General features: G+C 43.8%; 18 protein-coding genes. 7 read left to right on the top strand and 11 right to left on the bottom strand.

Annotated features, from left to right (window positions below; genetic code table 11):
- Positions 1 to 790: 790 nt before the first annotated feature.
- The 3 genes from POF51_RS05820 to POF51_RS05810 all read left to right on the top strand — a co-directional run bounded on the left by POF51_RS05820 (position 791) and on the right by POF51_RS05810 (position 3,193).
- Positions 791 to 1,960, top strand: coding sequence for a serine hydrolase domain-containing protein (locus tag POF51_RS05820; protein ID WP_026043227.1), 1,170 nt, complete (start codon positions 791 to 793; stop codon positions 1,958 to 1,960).
- Between the two features lie 339 nt (positions 1,961 to 2,299).
- Complete coding sequence (locus POF51_RS05815) at positions 2,300 to 2,632, top strand: PadR family transcriptional regulator (protein WP_007716392.1); 333 nt, start codon at positions 2,300 to 2,302, stop codon at positions 2,630 to 2,632.
- Positions 2,633 to 2,635: 3 nt separating this feature from the next.
- Complete coding sequence (locus POF51_RS05810; RefSeq protein WP_069851301.1) at positions 2,636 to 3,193, top strand: DUF1700 domain-containing protein; 558 nt, start codon at positions 2,636 to 2,638, stop codon at positions 3,191 to 3,193.
- Positions 3,194 to 3,383: 190 nt separating this feature from the next.
- Here the strand turns inward: POF51_RS05810 and POF51_RS05805 are convergent, their stop codons facing one another.
- Complete coding sequence (locus POF51_RS05805) at positions 3,384 to 3,947, bottom strand: putative glycolipid-binding domain-containing protein (protein ID WP_069851303.1); 564 nt, start codon at positions 3,945 to 3,947, stop codon at positions 3,384 to 3,386.
- A gap of 155 nt (positions 3,948 to 4,102) precedes the next feature.
- Between POF51_RS05805 and POF51_RS05800 the strand changes: the two genes are divergently transcribed.
- Complete coding sequence (locus POF51_RS05800) at positions 4,103 to 5,563, top strand: flavin monoamine oxidase family protein (RefSeq protein WP_069851305.1); 1,461 nt, start codon at positions 4,103 to 4,105, stop codon at positions 5,561 to 5,563.
- A gap of 62 nt (positions 5,564 to 5,625) precedes the next feature.
- On the opposite strand, the gene POF51_RS05795 is transcribed toward POF51_RS05800, so the two are convergent.
- From POF51_RS05795 to POF51_RS05785, 3 genes are all read right to left on the bottom strand, one after another.
- Positions 5,626 to 6,195: a GNAT family N-acetyltransferase gene (locus POF51_RS05795; protein WP_017250265.1), complete on the bottom strand. Its 570-nt coding sequence runs from the start codon at positions 6,193 to 6,195 to the stop codon at positions 5,626 to 5,628.
- Positions 6,196 to 6,597: 402 nt separating this feature from the next.
- Positions 6,598 to 7,185: a DUF3238 domain-containing protein gene (locus POF51_RS05790; protein ID WP_069851311.1), complete on the bottom strand. Its 588-nt coding sequence runs from the start codon at positions 7,183 to 7,185 to the stop codon at positions 6,598 to 6,600.
- A 30-nt stretch (positions 7,186 to 7,215) separates the two neighbouring features.
- The gene (locus tag POF51_RS05785) at positions 7,216 to 7,689 is read right to left on the bottom strand and encodes a hypothetical protein (RefSeq protein ID WP_069851313.1); all 474 of its coding nucleotides are present in this window, start codon (positions 7,687 to 7,689) and stop codon (positions 7,216 to 7,218) included.
- 184 nt (positions 7,690 to 7,873) lie between these two features.
- Between POF51_RS05785 and POF51_RS05780 the strand changes: the two genes are divergently transcribed.
- The gene (locus POF51_RS05780) at positions 7,874 to 8,485 is read left to right on the top strand and encodes an AAA family ATPase (protein WP_069851315.1); all 612 of its coding nucleotides are present in this window, start codon (positions 7,874 to 7,876) and stop codon (positions 8,483 to 8,485) included.
- Positions 8,486 to 8,489: 4 nt separating this feature from the next.
- Here the strand turns inward: POF51_RS05780 and POF51_RS05775 are convergent, their stop codons facing one another.
- The 3 genes from POF51_RS05775 to hutG form a co-directional block, all read right to left on the bottom strand.
- Positions 8,490 to 10,064: an FAD-dependent oxidoreductase gene (locus tag POF51_RS05775; protein WP_069851317.1), complete on the bottom strand. Its 1,575-nt coding sequence runs from the start codon at positions 10,062 to 10,064 to the stop codon at positions 8,490 to 8,492.
- Positions 10,065 to 10,521: 457 nt separating this feature from the next.
- Positions 10,522 to 11,709, bottom strand: coding sequence for a sodium/glutamate symporter (gltS, locus tag POF51_RS05770; RefSeq protein WP_069851319.1), 1,188 nt, complete (start codon positions 11,707 to 11,709; stop codon positions 10,522 to 10,524).
- 12 nt (positions 11,710 to 11,721) lie between these two features.
- Complete coding sequence (gene hutG, locus POF51_RS05765) at positions 11,722 to 12,690, bottom strand: formimidoylglutamase (protein ID WP_069851321.1); 969 nt, start codon at positions 12,688 to 12,690, stop codon at positions 11,722 to 11,724.
- A gap of 110 nt (positions 12,691 to 12,800) precedes the next feature.
- On the opposite strand from hutG, the gene POF51_RS05760 reads away from it, so the two are divergent.
- Entirely contained in the window at positions 12,801 to 13,691 is an 891-nt protein-coding gene (locus tag POF51_RS05760) for a LysR family transcriptional regulator (RefSeq protein WP_069851323.1), read from the top strand.
- Here the strand turns inward: POF51_RS05760 and POF51_RS05755 are convergent.
- Entirely contained in the window at positions 13,653 to 14,429 is a 777-nt protein-coding gene (locus POF51_RS05755) for a hypothetical protein (protein ID WP_244521821.1), read from the bottom strand. The two genes, POF51_RS05760 and POF51_RS05755, sit on opposite strands and share 39 nt — an antisense overlap.
- Before the next feature lie 195 nt (positions 14,430 to 14,624).
- On the opposite strand from POF51_RS05755, the gene POF51_RS05750 reads away from it, so the two are divergent.
- Positions 14,625 to 14,849: a hypothetical protein gene (locus POF51_RS05750; protein ID WP_017250275.1), complete on the top strand. Its 225-nt coding sequence runs from the start codon at positions 14,625 to 14,627 to the stop codon at positions 14,847 to 14,849.
- Positions 14,850 to 14,958: 109 nt separating this feature from the next.
- Here POF51_RS05750 and POF51_RS05745 read toward each other — a convergent pair whose 3' ends face one another.
- The 3 genes from POF51_RS05745 to asnB form a co-directional block, all read right to left on the bottom strand.
- Positions 14,959 to 16,125 carry a cytochrome P450 gene (locus POF51_RS05745; protein ID WP_069851325.1) on the bottom strand — a complete coding sequence of 389 codons (1,167 nt, stop codon included), beginning with the start codon at positions 16,123 to 16,125 and terminating at the stop codon, positions 14,959 to 14,961.
- Between the two features lie 45 nt (positions 16,126 to 16,170).
- The gene (locus POF51_RS05740) at positions 16,171 to 17,487 is read right to left on the bottom strand and encodes a condensation domain-containing protein (RefSeq protein WP_069851327.1); all 1,317 of its coding nucleotides are present in this window, start codon (positions 17,485 to 17,487) and stop codon (positions 16,171 to 16,173) included.
- A 91-nt stretch (positions 17,488 to 17,578) separates the two neighbouring features.
- Complete coding sequence (gene asnB, locus POF51_RS05735) at positions 17,579 to 19,396, bottom strand: asparagine synthase (glutamine-hydrolyzing) (RefSeq protein WP_069851329.1); 1,818 nt, start codon at positions 19,394 to 19,396, stop codon at positions 17,579 to 17,581.
- Positions 19,397 to 19,412 lie beyond the last annotated feature (16 nt).

Below are 19,412 nucleotides of genomic sequence, written 5' to 3'. Positions count from 1 at the left end.
AATGAACAAATGTCATTCTCCGCCCTTTTTTTGGGATACCTAAACAAAACGCAACCAAATAAAAAACCGCGCTGAACACAGCACGGATTTTGGGCGCAATGATAGGGTTTTCACCTAAGGCATTGTATGATATCCGTTGTTCTTAACTAATTCCAAGGCCGATAATCATCCAGCACAAAGAAACTTTGCTACATGGCAAAATTTCGAATGATGAATCAAGACCTTTTGTATGGAATTGCTTTAGTTAAGAACGACCGCCGACATCAACATCTCTCCCTAGATAAGGTTCTTTTCACTATAGCGCATGTGATCCTCTGCCGTCAATCCGCTTCGAATTTGTACACCTTTACACCATAGCCTTCAAAAATTTTGACAAGCTGTTCGCTTACCACCTCCCAGTCCCCCGGTGGTTGTTGATACTGAATTTCTTTCAAAATATCTCTATTACGTTGAATAAAAGTTGATATACTGTTGATGATTGATGTACTGTGTTGTACGATGTATATACAGGAGGTAGGCGTGAAAGGCGGAACAGATATGACGTATATATGAAAAACAAACCCGTTTACAAGAGTGTTTCAAGGAAAAGAAGGCATTTAGGGGGGAACATACATGTGAAAAAAGAGGAATTTACCGATTGTTAGGACAGAATGGCGTTGGTAAAACAATTATGAAGATGATTACACACTTAATGATGAGATTTTGTCATTGGTGGAGATGATAGCTGTGTGATTAATAGGGAACAACAAGCAACCACTTATACAATATGAATAGAGAAGAGGAATGTCTTATGAAAATACATAGTCAAATTATATTTGCAAGTATGGCCCTTGTAATAACTGGAAGTTCCCTGCTATACACATCGCCAACCTCAATTGTAAAAGCAGAGCCCACTCAAAATGTATCTAGTTCATTACAAACAAGCACTCAACGAGATCATAATTCCGTCGAGCAAGCAATGCGGGAAACATTGCTACTGGGATTCCCGGGGATACTTGCTAAAACTTCTGAGGGTGGAAAAACGTGGGGTTATGCGGCTGGGGTAGCGGATCTGAGCACAAAGAAACCAATGGAAACAGATTTTCGCTTTCGCATTGGTAGCGTGACGAAGACGTTCACCGCAACGGTTGTACTTCAATTAGCTGGAGAGAACCGCTTGAATCTAGACGACTCCATCGAAAAATGGTTGCCTGGTGTCATTCAAGGAAACGGATATAATGGTAAACAGATTACCATCCGGCAAATATTGAATCATACAAGTGGGATCGCTGAATACTCAAGATCAAAAGACGCTGATTTTATGGATACAAAAAAATCGTATACGGCTGAAGAAATAGTGAAGATGGGGATTTCTCTGCCCCCAGACTTTGCCCCAGGAAAGAGATGGTCTTATTCAAACACAGGATACGTATTACTGGGGATTCTTATTGAAAAAGTAACCGGAAACAGCTACGCGGAAGAGATTGAAAATCGGATTATTGAACCGCTTGAATTGTCGGATACATTCCTACCTGGCAATTCAAGCGTTATTCCAGGCACCAAGCATGCTCGGGGATATTCTCAACCAGACGAAGCAAGTGAGATAAAAGACGTTACTTTTTATAACCCAAGTGCAGGTAGCTCGGCTGGAGATATGATTTCTACTGCTGACGACATAAATAAATTCTTCTCTTCCTTGCTCGGTGGCAAATTACTAAAGGAACAGCAACTAAAAGAAATGCTTACTACAGTTCCTACAGGAAAAGCAGGAATGGATGGATATGGTCTTGGAATCATTGAATTTAAGCTTCCAAACGGTGTCTCGATATGGGGACACACAGGTGGCATTCTAGGGTTTTCTACTTTTGCTGGAGGTACACTTGGAGGCAAGCATACGTTGGTCGTCAGTTTGAACAGTTTAGGTAGAGATAACAGTCCTAATCCTTTTACAAATATTTTACTTGCTGAATTTAGCAAGTAGAAAAAAGGGAAATCTTGTCATAGTTTTTATAGTTAAAAATATACCTTTCTGGTTCAAAATCCCCAACTTACTTTTAAAAAAGGATTTGGGGATTTTTGGGATTTCGTCGGCAACTTTTTAAACCTTGCCCCTCTCAAAACGCGCCCGGAAAACCCGCGCTATACAAGGGCTTATGCGCCACTAATGCGTAACATTGCCCGCTGTTTCTGCTTGTGTTCGGCGGTTGTTGGTACTGTATTTCTTTCAAAATATCTCTATTACGTTGAATAAAAAAATTCTGATATACTATTGATTAACGAAGTACTGTGTTGTACGATGTATATGCAGGAGGTACAATACATGAATGTAGAAGATTGGAAATCACAAATTAAGCGAGGAACACTCGATTTTTGTATTCTATTGCTAATAAAGCAACGACCATATTATGGGTATGAAATCATAAGTAAATTAGAGCAGTATCCTATTATTGCTGCAAAAGAAAATACAATTTATCCCTTGCTTAGAAGATTATTGAAAGAAGAATATATTTCTTCATCTTGGCAAGATAGTACAGAGGGCTTGCCACCGAGAAAATATTATACCATTACAGAAAAAGGAAACGAATATTTAAACGCTATGTCCTTAGAATGGGATAATTTATTAACAGCTATATCAGAAATTAAGGGGAGTTAAATTATGGATAAAATTATGAATGACTATCTTGAAAAAATCGGAAAACATTTGAAGCCTATGTCCACTCCCGAGCGTATTGACATTGTAAAAGAAATCAAAAGTGTAATGCTTGAATTGCAACATAATGGTGTATCTTCTGAGCAAATCATCGAACGGTTAGGAAACCCAAAAGAATTAGCGAAAGCATACTTAGGTGAAGCCATTTCAAAGAACAGTACATTTAGTTGGCGTAAATTCGGCGCTGTATTTGCATTTTGTAGCAGCTTTGCAGGCGTAAGCGGTATTTTTGTTTTGCCGATTATCAGTACTCTTGCCATTGCTTTAATGATTAGTGGAGTTATTACACCAATAGGCGGAATTATTAAATTTATCGGGTATCTTATGGGACATGATATTGCCGGAATAACATTCGAATTTGGAGCATTTACAGCAACCCGCCCAATGCAGTACTTGCCAATTTCTATTGTGAGTGGTGTGTTGATGTTTTTGTTGGGGAAAGTGTTATGGAAACTTACAATGAAATATATACACGCAATTAGTCAGAAAAAGATAAAATTGTAATAATAAAAAGAACGGGGCGCGGCGGTCATTCATAGACCAACCGCACCCCGTTTTTACTATGGGTGTGTCACGCAGTAGAACGCTGATTTTGAGGGAAAAGGTATAAAACCCTTACCCCTTTCCTTTGCTTCCAAAATGTTGCCTGAGACGACTTGAACCCATTCAGTTATAACGATCACTTCTTGTCTCGTTACAACTGCTCACGCAAAAACAGTTCGGGATAGATCAGAACAAGTCCGTTCGAATCTACTGTAATGTTCTCCATGAATGTTCCTGCCCGGTATTGATAGACAGAAGAGTCCCCTTTGCTTTCTAGCAACGTATATTGCTGCTGCACTTGTCTGTACGTCAGCTCATGGGCTGAGAAATAGGCTACTTGTATATACTGAGGTTCTAATTGGGTATACGACAACCGGCGGATCGGCAGTGTATTCGTGAAAGGTGTACAAGAAATATCAATATCGATACAGCCAAAGAGCTCAGGAATGGGCTCACCCACCTCGTTTGTCCAATTTCCCTCGCCATCCGATGAGAGATGCAAAGCTCCTTCTTCGCCCATGATTGCCAGTGAAACCTCTCGCGTGACCCAATTTGAGTCAAGGACAATTTCATACTGGATTCTTGTTAGGCTGGCGTCATCCAGCCTCCCGATCACTATGCTATTTACGTGGATTCTGTTCGAGCCCTCCCGTATTCTCAAGTACTCATATCCGACTCCTGTCGTTGGTTTCCAGATAACATTTGTTGGTAACATGCGGACTCCTCCGATCATTTGTTCCCCTTTTCTCCATCCTATCATTTCTTGGATGAAAATGGTAGAGTCCTGTAGCATCGGCTTACACAACGCATACCTAAGTCATCCATGGAATAGGATCATAGTACCGGAAAAGAATGGAAAGGAGACAATCGATGGATAATCCCTCCTTCTCCTTAACACAACCTGACATGCTGTCCATTATTCGCAATGGACTCCCACGAACGCACTCCCCCCTCAATATCATCATCGTCGGGGCTGGAATGGCTGGTCTTGTTTCTGGCTCGTTGCTAAAAACAGCGGGACACAACGTAACGATTTTGGAAGCAGCGGACCGGATAGGCGGCAGAGTTTACACATTGCGCTCTCCTTTTACCCATGGCCATTATCTAGATGCTGGCGCTATGCGTATTCCTCACACGCACGAACTTACCCTAGCATACGTGACGAAATTCGCTCTTCCCCTTCATCCGTTTTTCAACAACTCTCCGAACGACATCATCTCAGTAAATGGCATCAAAACAAGACGCTGGATCTATCAACGCGATCCCGACATCCTCCGCTTCCCTGTAGCGCTACATGAAAAAGGCCGTACTTTCAATGAATTAGCCGGGCAAGCCATTAAACCTGTCATCGACTTCATCAAACTCAATCCAGCGACGAATTGGCCCATCGTCGTCAAAAAATACGATCGTTTTTCCATGGATCAATTCTTGCGCTTCAATCCTGTTGGCCCTTCCTTATCCTCCCCCGCTATCGATATGATCAAGGTCATGACTGGCTTCGAAGGATTCCCTGAGCTCGCCTTTCCCGAAATTTTACGAGACTTCATCTTGTTCGATCCTTCTACACGCTTTTACGAAATAGCAGGGGGATTTGACCAGCTACCACAGGCATTTCTCCCCCAATTACAGGAGAATATCTACTTCCAGCATAAAATGACGCGAATCGTCGAGACGGGGAATCAAATTACGATTTCTGGCGTGCGTACCGACACAGGCGAACTGTTTCAGATGACCGGTGATATCGCGATTATTACCATCCCTTTTACCGTATTGCAGTTTGTTCGGGTTGAACCGTACGATCTGTTTTCCTATCAAAAATGGAAAGCTATTCGTCAACTCCACTACGTTTCCTCATCCAAAATAGGCATCCAGTTTTCGCAGCGATTCTGGGAAGCACAGGGAATAAGGAGCGGACAAACCGTAACAGATTCGCCTATTCGCCTCTCCTACTTTCCCAACCACGGTTTTGATCAGCCTGGGGGTGTCGTATTAGTCAGTTACACATGGGAGGATGACGACCTTCCGTGGCTCAGCATGTCGAAAGAAAAACAAGTGATGCAAGCGGTAAAGCATCTGGCTGACATTCATGGGGAGCAGGTGTACACTACCTTCGTTACGGGGGTCACACATAATTGGGCGTTGCAGCCTTATGCTGCTGGTGCCTTTGCCTTGTTCAAACCGTTGCAAGAGACGGAATTAACTCCCTACATTGGTGCGCCTGAAGGAAGAATTTATTTTGCGGGGGAGCACACCTCGAATGAACATCACGGCTGGGTTCAAGGGGCGATTGAGTCTGCTTTGCGCGTGGCAGTAGAAGTTGGAAAAAAATGAGCGGGAGTCTGTACGATGAAAGATTCCGTACATTCCCCCGCCGTTTATCGACTACGATTCTTTTACGAATTCAATTCATATTCTTTTCGAAGCAACGCCAGCTTCACAAGATCAATGTACATCCCATTTTCAAATTCCGTTTCTCGATGGATTCCTTCTACTTGAAAGCCAAATTTTTGGAGCAAATGGATGGATGCCGTATTTCGCGTATCTGCTTCTGCTTCTATTCTGTTTAGATGCATATGCGTAAACCCGTACGCGATAATGGGCCGCAATGCTTCCGACATGATCCCCTTATTCCACCACGAAAAATTCAGATCATACCCAATCTCCGCTTTGTTATGTACAGCATGATAATGTTTGTAGCCACAGCTGCCAAGAAATTTTCCAGTGGAACGATCCGTAACCGCCCACCTGAGTCCCTGTTTTTGTTCAAATAAGTCTCGGTACCATCGAAGTTCATTTTCAGCCTCTGCTATTGATTGAAACCTCGCTATCCCTACATATCTCGCCACATCTTCATGTGACAACACTTCAAAAATATCTTCAATGTCTTGTTGATTAGGTTGTCGAAGGATCAATCTGTCTGTTTCGATGACAGGGAATTGATCGGACATAGTCGGGTTACTCATGATAAGAACCTCCTTGTAAACGTAGGATGGAAGATTTTTGATGCCTACTCCCTTCCATCATCTAGTGAATGATATGGTTTATTATAGGAAGGACAAGAAGCAGAAGCAATGTATAGATTCGTTTGTACTCTTTGTAACCTTTCCGTCCCATCAGCATACCTGGTCAATTCTGGCCTGTCGTGACAACATTGTTCTACTGATGGAAGGAAAGCAGAGTGAAGTGAACAATGAAAAGCCTCATTCCCTCTTGCTGCCTGTGGAAATGAGGCAAACCGACGCGGCCTACTCTTTTTCTATCTGAATAGGAATTTCCCACTTTTGATCCGTATCCTCGATCAACGCCTACCAAAAAGAAAAAACCTTGATTTACCAAGGTTTTTTAACGTACATCATGCGTTCGTACTACAGAGTCTTACGAAATTGATAGTCCATCTCACCAGCCAATGCTGCCGGAGTATCACCTGTTTCGCGGAAATCATGGGTATAAATCGTTTCAAACGGCCCAAAATCCGCTTGCTTATAAAATTCAAAGCAAGGGAAGCCATCATGTGCTCCTTCGATCTGTACAAGCCCATCCCTTTTCGCAGTCACCAATAATAAGTAGTCCACCGGAGGCGCATGCTCATTCAGGGGATTACTCGCACTTGCGCTCATTTCAAAGCTCACTTCATCATCCGATTTCCATACCATATTCCTGCACAAAATTCCCTCTGTACTCGCTTTTCCTTTTCGCAGCTGAATCGAGCCATCAGGATTCGTGATTTTCTCCGTTGTGATTCCCGTGTTCTGATAAGAAAAAATTTCTTTTTTCATGAAGTCTACGACGACCTCTTGCTCCACTCTGGAACGCATGGCATTTACGGCATAGGGGGTAAATTCGCGCGAATCGCCTTCAAATTGAATGACTTTTCCTGTTTGCGGATCCGTTCTGGGCTCCGTCCATGACTGGGGGATAAATACACTCGCTCTGATTTTAATCAGGTTCACCATACATTGGCACCTCCATGTGTGATTGTTCTTCTAAGACAAATATGTGATGTTTTGGTGAGGAATGAACTCCATGCAGATCGCTTCAAAATCTTTGCAATCAGCCAAATGGGACAGATTCATAGGGGCTTGTATCCTTTCTACGCCCATCTTCGGATTCACTAATAAATAATACGCCATAAGCAACGCTTTTCTACAATGATCCTGGTTTGGTTCACGCACGAGTAGCTCGCAGATGATAGCTGTTCTCTTATCCTCGTCATATTGCAAGGCGAGATGATAGTCCCAAAATGGTATGGTGCTTTTACTCCCAGCAGAACAAACAATAGGGAAACGAGCATGTACAAAATGCTTGATGATCTCACTTACATCATCCGTGCTTACCTTCTTCCTTTCGTTGTCAACGCAGCTAATTCCTTGATGAATCATCTGATAATAAGGCATGTTCAATAGATGCTCCTGAAATCTCTCTATTAATTCCCCTCGCAAAAAAATAGGACCTATCACGATAAAGTCCCCCTCATTTTGGTGTTACTGTACTTCCATTTTCGACACGTAGAAATATTATCCTATTTGTGCTTCATTTTCTAAATCGCGTTTTCATGACCGCCATGTTATGATTCAAAAAGCTAAGGATTATCCAATGATTACCATATAGACTCACATGACATCGAATAAGCAAGGTGGGATGATGATGTTGCAAGAGAATGCCAATCTTCACACTCCAGACAGATGTATTTTTCTCGTTACAGGGATTATGGCTTCTGGAAAATCAACAGTCGCTCAGTTACTTGCTGAAAAGCTAAATCGAGGCGTTCATCTGCGAGGTGATTCGTTCCGACGAATGATTGTAAATGGCAGAGAGGAATTTATGCCTGAACCGTCAGAAGAAGCCATTCGTCAGTTGCAGTTGCGCTACAAAATAGCAGCCTCTACGGCAGACACTTTTTTTGAAGAAGGATTTAATGTCGTTGTACAGGATGTTGTGATCGGCCCCCTTTTGAGCGAATTTGTTGAAATGATTCGGAACCGTCCGTTGTATGTTGTCGTACTCACGCCAAATGAAAAAGTGATTGAAGAGAGAGAGGCATCCCGTTCCAAAACAGGGTATGGTGCTTGGACGATTCCCCACCTCAATCAAATCTTGCAGACCGAAACACCAAAGCTCGGCATGTGGATCGATTCTTCCGAGCAGACACCACAGGAAACTGTCCAGGAAATCTTGCGGTTGGTTGATCTCCCGCTCTCCATGAAAAAACCTGAGTCCGATGAAATACCGAACTCAGGCAACCAGATCGTCTAACTGCTTACACTGCGTACATCGTTGGCCAGAAGTACTCTACGCCTTCCGCGTACAAGAACGCTTGGAACTTTTTCAGTTCATCAGGAGTATTTCGGACAGCGCGAGGAGTCAGGCCATATTGTAAGCAATACGCTGTCAAATAGCCAGCTACTTCACCGACGTTCCACTCTACTGGGTGGAGACGGAAGCATCCATTTGTAATATGCGTAACCCCGAGGTTTTTGCCTGCTGGCAACAGGTTATTTACACGCACAGGGATTAAGCTGCCCAACGGAATTTGGAACGGATAAGTCGACACATCGACGTAATTGCGGTTCGCAGTGCTCGGATGCAGGTCAATTCGATAGCTGCCGACCCCAACGGAATCATGGAAGGCTTCTGCCTTGCCTGTATTGCGAACAAATGCACTCACATGTTGCTCCAATACAGTGAATTCGGCTTTGATCCGGCGGGATTCACGTATATACGGATACATCGCCAGTCCATCCTCTGTTCCCATGACATCCTTGCGCAGTCGCAGCCCTGGATACCCTTGTCCACCATCTGGGCGAGGAGCCTCTGTTTGCATCCAATACAGAAGGGAGAGACTCAGTTGTTTACCGCCGTAAAGGTGACGCTGACGCTCTTCCTCTGGCACATCAATGATCGAGCCGAGCCAGTAATCATTTTGCGGCCAGTTAACGGTTGTTACGCCACTCTTGTACAATCCGGTTTGGAAGTTTTTCGGGTCAGCAATCTGGCGATACGTGAAGAGCGGAAAATATTTAGTTCCCGGGAACAGCTCATATCGTACAGATTCAGCAGTATTTCGCGGATTGGAGCCTGTCCAGCTAAGCAGCTTGTCCGGCCAGAAATCTGCTTTGTAGTTGCGCCAGAAGTCATACATTTCCGGCTTGGCAATCGTATGATTTTCTCCCTCCAAATAATCCATCGCGAAGCAATACGTAAATGCCTGAATATCATTTGGCTGCGGCGGCCCGACAACAGCATTTGGCTCTCCCGTTTGATCGACTGATTCAGCGCCAAGTACGTATTCTACGCCAGCCTGTGGGAGTACATCTCCACATTCTGTCGCGTCCAAGAAATACGGTGCTACCAGTTCATGAAAATCATGATGCTTCTGATCTTCTACTGTGATCGACAGTACGTTATCGCCAGCCATGCGAACGGCATGCAGCTTATGATTCGTCAGAATAGTAAGTCTACCACTGTTAATATAAGGAGCAAGCATCTGATAAAACACAGCTAGTGCTACTTTCGGTTCGTGGCAAAGGCGGCTTACCGAACCGTTACCAGGGTCAAGATTCGGGGTGACGCGTGCTTCTGCCGTCATTGGATAATGGTTGCGGTAATAGTCACGCACGCTGTCACGGAATGTGCGATAGCTCCGCGTGCAACCAAACTGTTCAATCCATGGATGCTCGTCTGGCGGTACCGCTTGGCTCGTAAATTGACCGCCAATCCAATCGGTCTCTTCCGTCATAATGACTGATTTTCCTGATTTCGCTGCTGCCAGTGCTGCTGCGCAGCCACCAGTACCTCCCCCAATGATTACCACATCAGCATGAAGTTCTCTCATTCTTTTCCCCTCCACATTTTCTACTTTTTGGTTGTTTCTGCCAATTAATACGCAAAAAATGACAATAGGTTACAAATTTCGCAGAAAAAACTAAATATTTTTTCCTTTAGCTTCTGCTTGTGCAAACTTTGACTCAGCATCAGTGCCTCAAATTTGCCTAGGAGTTGATGCCCCTTTCCAGCCCCTTCCTGCTGTCTTTTACCAAACCAGAAATCCACTTTTCCACCCTAAAACTTGTGTTTTTAGGAGAGTTTGTCTTTGCAAAGGCTCTAAAAACAAGAACATATGTTCTTAATTAAATATACACGAACAAGATGCGAACGGTCAAGAAATTATTTCCTTTTCTTTCTATTATTTGTAATCAATCAAACGATTGAGAGTTGGCTAAAGTGAATATAAGCACAAAAAATCCCTCCAGCTAGACTATCTCCAGCATGAAGGGATTTTTGAATCGTCTTTATTTAAACAAATTAATCGTGGTAATAATGATCGGCATCGCGAACACATCAATCAGGAAGGCACCTACGATTGGAACGACCAGGTATGCTTTTCGCGAAGGACCAAATCTTCCCGTTACTGCCGCCATATTCGCCATTGCGTTTGGTGTAGCACCCAGACCATGTCCTGTAAAGCCTGCGACCATGACTGCGGCGTCGTAGTTTTTGCCAAGCAAACGGAACAAGACGAAAATCCCAAACAAAACGATGAATACTACTTGAACAAATACGATCACGAGCATTGGAAGCGCAAGGTCTGCAACTTCCCACAGCTTGATGCTCATCAGTGCCATGGACAGGAAGATTCCAAGCGTCACATCACTGATCAGGTTGATGCTCTTCATGTCGATTGCCTTTGGATTAAGCTTGTCTACAGTGTTACGGACAATTACCGCTACAAACATCGCTCCCACATAACCCGGCAGAACAAATCCGGTTGCAGTCGAGAACAGCTCTCCCAGATACGTTCCCACTGCCATACAGAATGTAATCAATAGCACTTGGATGAAGAAGGTATTCGACGTAATCGCTTGTCCTTTTTCTTCTACTGTCTCTACTACTTCTTCCGTTTCTGTCGGCTTCAGATCGTATTTCGTAATCAAATATTTCACAGTCGGTCCGCCAACCAAGCCCCCTGCTACGAGACCAAAGGTAGCTGCTGCGATCCCAACCGCCAAAGCAGATTGAATGCCCATGTCCTCAAGTGTTTGTCCAAAAGCTCCAGCCGCTCCATGTCCACCTTCCATGGAAACAGCTCCGGCCATCATCCCGATCAGTGGATGAATGCCGAACACGGAAGCCAAAGACACGCCAATTACGTTTTGTGCCAAAGCCAGAAATCCACAGGCGATCCAGTAAATAACGAGCAACTTACCACCAAGCTTGATCAGCTTAAAGCTCGCTCCCAATCCAACGGTAGTAAAGAACGTGAGCATGAACAAGCTTTGCAAGGAAGTATCCAATGTAATTTGTAAAATTCCGGTCGCTTTCAAAACAGTTGCAACGACAGCGAACAACAAGCCCCCAACCACTGGTGCCGGGATACAAAACTTTTGCAAGAAACTAGCCTTTTTTACGAGGAATGTACCTAATACGAGAAGTGCTACTGCGAGAAAAATCGTCGTTACTTGATTAAGTGCTAACGTCATAGTTGTCTCCCCTTAGTTGTTCTCTAGTAATCCCATGATGGCTTCATTCGTCAAGTAAGCACCTAACTTTACTGTTCTTCCGTTTTCATCTAATATCGGATTCACTTCACAAATATCAAAAGAAAGCGTTTTCTTATGAGCGGCAACGGTACGGATCAAAGTGCGGACAACCATTGGTGTTAATCCAAAAGGAGATGGAGCACTTACCCCCGGTGCAAAAGCTGCGTTTAAAACATCTGTACATAGCGTCAGCATGACATGATCGTGTTTTCCGATGAATTCGCTTACAGATAAAGTAATTTCATCCATTCGTGCGTCTATCATCTCTTCTTCATACACATAACGAACACCGAGCTCATCTGCTTTATCAAATAGCTCCTGCGTATTTCCGAAACGCTGAATCCCTAACACAAAATAGCTGCTATTTTTGTCATGCTCTAGTATTTGCCGAAACATCGTCCCAGATGAAGGCTGAACTTCATAGGAACGCAAATCGAAATGAGCGTCAATATTGATAATGCCCAGAGAAGCCTCTTTACCAATATGCTTTCGGACACCTACGTAATGTCCATACAATGTCTCATGGCCTCCGCCTAAAATAATGGGCGTCATGGCTTTGGAAAAGATTGCTGAGACGGCGTTCCCCAATTCTTCCTGGGCAGCTTCTAGCTCTTCGTTTGGACAAGCAACATTCCCCACATCAACAATCCGTTTCCCTTCCTCCACCTTCCAAGGAAGACTTGCAAGCGCTTGCCGAATTGCGTTTGGAGCTTTGGCGGCACCTAATCGTCCTTGATTGCGCCTCACTCCCTCTTCACATTCAAACCCAATGATAGCGACTGTGCGATCCTTGGCCGCTTGCAATGTATCCAAGTCCGTTATTTCTACAATCTGATGGTAGCGAAAACTGCTTCTTCTCTCCGTATGGTCAGTCCGGCCGGTCCACAAATCTGCTGATACATTCTTTGGCAAGCTATTCATCCTTTCTGAACCTTTTGTTTATTGATTATATAATGACAAACTTATTATTTCTAATATATAATTTAAATAAATTGATAGCTTAAAGCTATAAATGAAGGTAGGCGATCCAGTTGGACATCAAACATTTGCACTATTTTGTGACAGTTTGCGATCAGTTGAGCTACTCCAAAGCCGCACAAAAACTGCATATTTCACAGCCTTCCTTAAGTAACGCGATCAAAAATTTGGAGCAAGAAGTCGGCTCTCCACTGCTCGAGAGAAACACGAGAAAAATGGAAATGACGGACGCTGGTAAAATTTTGTATCAGAAATCGTTGCTGCTTCTTTCCCAAATGAACATGCTGAAAAAAGAGATGGAAGAAGTAAAGCTAACCGGAAGCGGCGATCTCATCATCGGCATCATTGAGTCCGTGAAGCATTGGATTCCAAAAGTCATTCGCGAATATCAGAGGCGTTTTCCCTCTATTAACATCAAGCTAATCGAGGTGCTGAGCGGGAAAGCTGTCAAGGAATCACTGCGGAAGTATCATACGCATTTACTCATAACCAACCAATTCATCGATGAAGAAGATATCGAATCCTTTCCCTTGTATGATGAGCGCTTAATGATGGTGTTGCACAAGGATCATCCTCTGGCGGAAAAGGAATTGATTCGATTGAAAGACTTGGCTAGTGAGCCATTCATCATTAGTACAGAGGGATTTCAGACGCGGGAGGATATTTTAACGGCCTTTTCGTTTGAACAAGTCAACCCGCAAATCAAATTTGAGATTGAGCGATTTGAAACCGCGTTAACGTTAGTGAGGGAGAATTTGGGGGTTACCATCATTCCTGAGAACTATTTGTCTGGATCAACAGATGCTTCGCTTGTTCGGAAAACGATTGATTCGCCTGCGTTGGAGCGGACGGTTTATTTAGCGTATTTGAAAAATCGTTATTTGGCCCCGGCGGTGCAGGCTTTTTTAGAGGAGGTTCGGGGGAAGTTTCCTTCCAAAACATAGCCAATGGGGCCCATCGGCTTGAAGAAGCTTCTTCTGCTTCCCTGTAGATAATTCATACAACCAAATGTCTTCGGTCTCTTCATCTTCCATCCCGTATTTTTCTTTCGAGATTATCCCACTTAATTGAGAAAATGCTGCCCTTTTCGAATCTGGTGAGAATCGGAATTGGGAAATATACGAGAAAGGCTCACTCATTCTATCGTTTGCTACCTGATAGATTTGTCCGCCGCGATGTCTGCTCGTTCCCGTATCCAATAAGAGATACTCAGAATCGGGAGACCATGTAAAGAAATAGCGGTCGATGACAGCCTCTTTTATTGGGGAGGGTGAATCGTTGCCAACCTTCCAAATGTATGCCTGACCATCTTCGGTAGTCCCCTTATAATAGGCAACTGCTTGAAAGTTCGGCGACCATTCGGCGTGAAATGTGTATTCATCCTCTTTCCACTCCCCCTGATATGTTCCCCCTTTCACTTTTTCTATTTCACGGATTTTATTGAGTCCTTGATAGGGTGACAGGGATTCTTTTTGTTGTTCTTCCACTGGTTGATTGGTAGGTGCTGTAGAGACTGGGCTAGAGGTAGGAAGTGGAGCGGGGATTGGTTTTGCTGTGGCCTCTGTTGTTTTCCCGGCGTTCTCCGATGTTATTGGCTTGTTCGGTTCATGTTGACACCCGGTTACCAATGCGATCGTACAGATCATCGAAAGCCATCTAATTTTGTTCAAAGCTTTTCTCAATGGTTAAGCGCCTCCAGGAGTGGTAAAAAGTAGAAAAATTACATTTCGATTATACCAATTTTTACATACTCTTTCGACTCGGCTATTCTTCTACGAGATAACCCAGTCTACTCATAGAATAAATAAATTTCACAATTCCCATATCCTTTTATATAATTGGGAAAGTCTTGAAAAAATTCTAAAGCAGGTGATCCTTTGGTTCAAGTAAGCGATGCTCCCTCTAACTTTATTGTGTTCCTCCCGTTACTAATAATCTTATTTTTAAACATCATTAACATTGTCATCAGTATCTGGGTATACCGCGATGCAAGGAGACGAGGGAATAGCAAGGAATTCGCTATCATCGGGCTTGTTGCATCCTTGTTTTTTCCGGTTATTGGGTTGATTGTTTATTTGGTGATTCGGAAAGATAAGTATTGAAAAATAAGGAATTCTCTTTTCCTTCTCTCCAAATAAAAAAAGCAGTTGAACAGGGATAACCTTCCTGCTCAACTGCTTTTTTAGAAACGAAAACGGGCAAACGATAGGATTAGCCTCTCGTTACATTGAGGATCAGATCGTTTTCAAATCCACCGATTGAGATGTCAGAATAGCACTTGATCATTTCTGTTAGCATCACCTTTGCTTCCAGTCTGGATAGTGGTGCGCCCAAGCATAAGTGGCAGCCTTTTCCAAAGGATAGATGCTTATTGCTATTAGGTCGATGGATATCGAATTGGTCTCCCTGCGCAAAAGTATTTTCATCACGATTGGCAGAACCGAGCCATGCCATGACGATTTCACCTTTTTTCATCATACTTCCGAACATATCCGTATCTTCTTGAACCTTGCGCATCAAAACCTGTGCTGGCGGACGGAAGCGCAATACTTCCTCGATCGCTTGATCTACCAGCTGCGGATTCTCTCTTAATTCACGATAGACACCTGGTCGATCTAGTAAAAAGCAGTAGAAAACACTGAACAAGAGCGTACTTGTCGTGACATTTCCGGCAAGCAGCAAGCTGATTGCAATATCAATAATCTCGCGGTCAGATAGTTTTTGTCCTTTGTATTCTGTTTGCGTTAAATCGGAAAGAAAATCTTTTGCCGGATTCTCTCTTTTTTCTTGAATGATCGGAGAGAGATAAACGGCCATTTCCTTCATGATTTCTTCCTTTTTGAGGTTAATATCCTCATACGTTTCGCGGGTTCCCGAAGAGATGAGCACATCGGACCATTGTTTGAACAGCATCCAATCACTGGACGGTACACCGAGCAAATCGGCAATGACAATCACTGGCATCGGAGTTGCCAGATCACCTAAAATTCTGATGCTTTGCTTTTCTTTTACTTCCTCTAGCAAATGACGTGAAATTTCTTGAATACGCGGTTCCCACTCCTGGAGTGTTCTGGTTGAAAATGCCTTTGTATAGAGAGCTCTCCTTTTTCCATGATCAGGCGGGTCCATCTCTGTGATCCCCTTTTCTTTCAATGCGAGGGAACCAGCGATTCGTTTGCCTGTATCGCTTGAAAAGAGGTGATAATCGGTCAGCACACGCTCTACATCCGCATACAGAAATACGTTCCAAACCTGTTGCTTTTCATCGTAATGTACCGGGCTATTTTTTCTCATTTCTGCATACCAGCCGTAGGGTTCAAACTGTTGTTGCAGGTTCTCGGCACCTGATATTTCATTAGGGAATACTATTTTATTCATTTCATTCACTCCTTATCTAAATGGGTAGGGTATTGCTGCAAGCGGCTACTCTTTATATGACTTGATTTCCTCTAACATGGTATCCAGGAGTTTCTCTATTACCCCAATGTCTGTATTCGATTCAAAGAAGGAAATAGTGAGGGTTATGCAATCTTGATACGTACTGACTCCAAGCATCAGCCCTGGTGCGTAATAGGCTGGCGAGACGATATACGCACCTGCGACTTTCACATCATCGAATGATATCTGACTTGTACTAATCATACCAAAATTTGATAATATTGGCGTGCTGTTTCCATCTGCTACAATTTGTTTTCTTACATCCTGTATGATCTTCAATGTGTGATGGAACTCTAAATTTTCCACAAAGGCAAAAGTGTTTACCGCATCATGCAGAATCTCTTTATTATCGCGTTGATTTTTCATGAATTCGGCCACTTCTTTCACCTTATCTGCAAATGACCCTGTTGCTTGATTCATGGAGGCGTGAACAACGCCAGACAGGTTGTAAATGGCGTCTGCCTTGCCTGTGGGTAAAAATTTTCTTACATTAACAGTGACCATGACCTTGATTTGCTCTTCCGGAATGTTCTCCATCTGTTGAGATAAAGCGCGCATGTAGGCAGCCAATAACACATCATTTACCGTGAACCCTTTTTGTTTAAATCCTTGCGCCAGCTCCAGCCACTCTTCGCGCGGTATTCTGCGAATGGCTTGTCTCCTTTTCGCTGGTTCTCCAGGCGTAAAAGGAAGTGTTGGTCCCTGCGGTTCTGGAGCTTGCGGCATCCCGCCATTTGGGATACCCATCTCCTTGAACAAACGGCTCTGATCCCTGCCCTCAGGGTTTGACTTGGGGACGTAGCGAGGGTTTTGGGCGAGCTCACTATATAACGAAGCTAGCAGGTGAACATACTCTATCAACCCTGCACCATCGCTGCATAGATGATTTAATTTGATGCACACGATATCTTTGGTCGAGGTCCGTAGAATGCGAACTTTGACCATCGCATCAGCATCGATGTCTATTGGGCTCGACAGCCACTCCTGTACGGCTTTCTCTTCGGAATCGGACTCACTGAGAAGTTGCAAGGAACACCAACCGCTTGACGCCAAATCGCTGCGTCGCTCCCAATAGGGGCGGACTGAATCTTTTATAAAGCGGCAACCCATGATAGGTTCAGCAATGGTGCTTGCCTCCATCGCATGAAGCAATCGCTGTTGATTCACATGTCCGTCCATTTCCAGCACCATTTGAAGTTGGCAATCGGAAAGATAGCTGACCATGTAATTAAATCTGTCACTTCCGTTTGCAGGCAGTCGCTGTGGGATTGCCATATTCTGATTTACCTCGCTGACATTCATTTCCTACACACCCCTTCAAACTAAAATTTTGGAAAGAAAAACAGTCAGGAAAAATCCTGACTGTCCTTTTTATCTTCAAATCTAAGGGCTTCTATCGAATGGAAATCTTGTATTCCTCTAACCACATATTTATTTGAACGAGGTATTCGATCAGCTTCGTTGATTGAGCTAGATTCATAGGTGCTTTTCCATCCAGTACAAATTGGATCACAGATTTATTAATCAATGGTAATAGAGGTGAATTAGGGTTCGCTAAAATTTGTTTCATATGGTCCAAAATCGCATGGTAATACTCTGGATGATAGGTCATCGGATATGCGCTTTTGTTGCGGTACAATACTTCTTGCGGCAAATATCCTTTGTACGCTCTGCGAAGCAAGCCTTTTTCGATTTGATCAATATTTTTTACTTTCCATGGGACATTCCATAAATATTCAACCAGACGGTAATCACAATAAGGAACACGTACTTCAAACCCCGTATACATGCTCATTCGATCCTTGCGATCCAATAGCAGCGGAAGAAAGCGTGTGATAAAGAGGTACGACATTTTGCGCTGTTGCGCTTCCAATGCTGTCTCCCCTTCCAAAGGATGTACCTCTGCAATCCCTTCTTCATACCGCCTGCGAAGATATTCTTGTGGGCGGATTTTTTCGATGGCTTCTTCATTTAAAAATGAACTCCACCCGTCATGCTCCATCCAAGGGAATTTGCCTGAATTCAAGAATTTCTCCTTCTGAAACCAAGGATACCCGTTAAACACTTCGTCTGCCGATTCACCTGATAGCGAGACGGTCGCGTTTTTCTTCATTTCACGACAAAACAAATAGAGCGACGTATCCGTCTCCCCTAATCCCGGGAGATCACGCGCTCTTAACGGCATATGAAAATGAGTAATCAGATCTTGAGCGTTGAAGGTAATCTCTTGATGCTTCGTTTGTACATGCTCTGAAACTGATTTCGCCCATGGTGCATCCAAGCTAATGTGCAACAAACCTTCTTCAAAATGCTGATCATTGTCAACAAAATCAACCGAATAGGTGTGCAACGTCTTCCCTTTTTTACGAAGCTCTTCAGCGGCTAAAGCTACCAAGCCACTCGAGTCCAAACCGCCAGACAGCATACTAACCAATGGCAGGTCAGAGATTAACTGACGTTGAACCGTGTCTTGTAACAGAGCTCGTATCCTTTCTGTCGTTGTATCCATATCGTCAGTATGCACTTTACTTTCCAGTTTCCAATAGGGCCTTGTTCTGATTTGATCCTTCGTGACTGTTACACAATGTCCAGCTCGAACCTCATTGACATTGCGGAAAATTCCAAATCCAGGTGTTCTCGCCGGACCGAGTCCGATAATATCTGCTAACCCATCCGCTTCTACTTCAGGCTTCACTTTTGGATGGGCAAGCAAAGCTTTCAGTTCGGAGCCGAACAAGAACGAGCTCCCTCGTTGGCAATAAAACAATGGTTTCACACCTAAGTGGTCACGCGCTAAAAACAATCGATGATTTTTTTCGTCCCAAATGGCGAATGCAAAAATTCCATTGAGATGACGGACACATTCCTCTCTCCACTCCAAAAAAGCGTGCAGTAATACTTCCGTGTCAGAATTGGTTTGAAAGGAGTGTCCGAGCAGCTCTAACTGGCGGCGCAGTTCCAAATAATTATAGATTTCGCCATTAAACGATAGGACACACGTCTGATCTCCTTCTCGGTAGATCATTGGCTGCTTGCCGCCTTCTGGGTCGATCACGATCAGGCGCCGATGCGCAATCGCTGCCCGAGGAGACAACCAATATCCCTCTTCGTCTGGCCCGCGATGCTGGATCGCTTGAGCCATTTTGTGCAAAATAGCATGCTGGGATGACAAATCGTCATCCCAATCAAGCCATCCCACAATTCCACACATAGTAACCTCTCCTCTT

The organism is Brevibacillus sp. AG (assembly GCF_028369215.1).
Classification (GTDB): domain Bacteria; phylum Bacillota; class Bacilli; order Brevibacillales; family Brevibacillaceae; genus Brevibacillus; species Brevibacillus porteri.
The sequence above is the reverse complement of the archived record's forward strand: the minus strand, read 5'-3'. Positions and strand labels throughout refer to the sequence as shown.

What these genes read in the sequence shown, in the direction of transcription:
- POF51_RS05820 (WP_026043227.1), top strand. Translation starts at nt 791, where the DNA reads ATGAAAATACATAGTCAAATTATATTTGCAAGTATGGCCCTTGTAATA.
- POF51_RS05815 (WP_007716392.1), top strand. Translation starts at nt 2,300, where the DNA reads ATGAATGTAGAAGATTGGAAATCACAAATTAAGCGAGGAACACTCGAT.
- POF51_RS05810 (WP_069851301.1), top strand. Translation starts at nt 2,636, where the DNA reads ATGGATAAAATTATGAATGACTATCTTGAAAAAATCGGAAAACATTTG.
- POF51_RS05805 (WP_069851303.1), bottom strand. Translation starts at nt 3,947, where the DNA reads ATGTTACCAACAAATGTTATCTGGAAACCAACGACAGGAGTCGGATAT.
- POF51_RS05800 (WP_069851305.1), top strand. Translation starts at nt 4,103, where the DNA reads ATGGATAATCCCTCCTTCTCCTTAACACAACCTGACATGCTGTCCATT.
- POF51_RS05795 (WP_017250265.1), bottom strand. Translation starts at nt 6,195, where the DNA reads ATGAGTAACCCGACTATGTCCGATCAATTCCCTGTCATCGAAACAGAC.
- POF51_RS05790 (WP_069851311.1), bottom strand. Translation starts at nt 7,185, where the DNA reads ATGGTGAACCTGATTAAAATCAGAGCGAGTGTATTTATCCCCCAGTCA.
- POF51_RS05780 (WP_069851315.1), top strand. Translation starts at nt 7,874, where the DNA reads ATGATGTTGCAAGAGAATGCCAATCTTCACACTCCAGACAGATGTATT.
- POF51_RS05775 (WP_069851317.1), bottom strand. Translation starts at nt 10,064, where the DNA reads ATGAGAGAACTTCATGCTGATGTGGTAATCATTGGGGGAGGTACTGGT.
- gltS (WP_069851319.1), bottom strand. Translation starts at nt 11,709, where the DNA reads ATGACGTTAGCACTTAATCAAGTAACGACGATTTTTCTCGCAGTAGCA.
- hutG (WP_069851321.1), bottom strand. Translation starts at nt 12,690, where the DNA reads ATGAATAGCTTGCCAAAGAATGTATCAGCAGATTTGTGGACCGGCCGG.
- POF51_RS05745 (WP_069851325.1), bottom strand. Translation starts at nt 16,125, where the DNA reads ATGAATAAAATAGTATTCCCTAATGAAATATCAGGTGCCGAGAACCTG.
- POF51_RS05740 (WP_069851327.1), bottom strand. Translation starts at nt 17,487, where the DNA reads ATGAATGTCAGCGAGGTAAATCAGAATATGGCAATCCCACAGCGACTG.
- asnB (WP_069851329.1), bottom strand. Translation starts at nt 19,396, where the DNA reads ATGTGTGGAATTGTGGGATGGCTTGATTGGGATGACGATTTGTCATCC.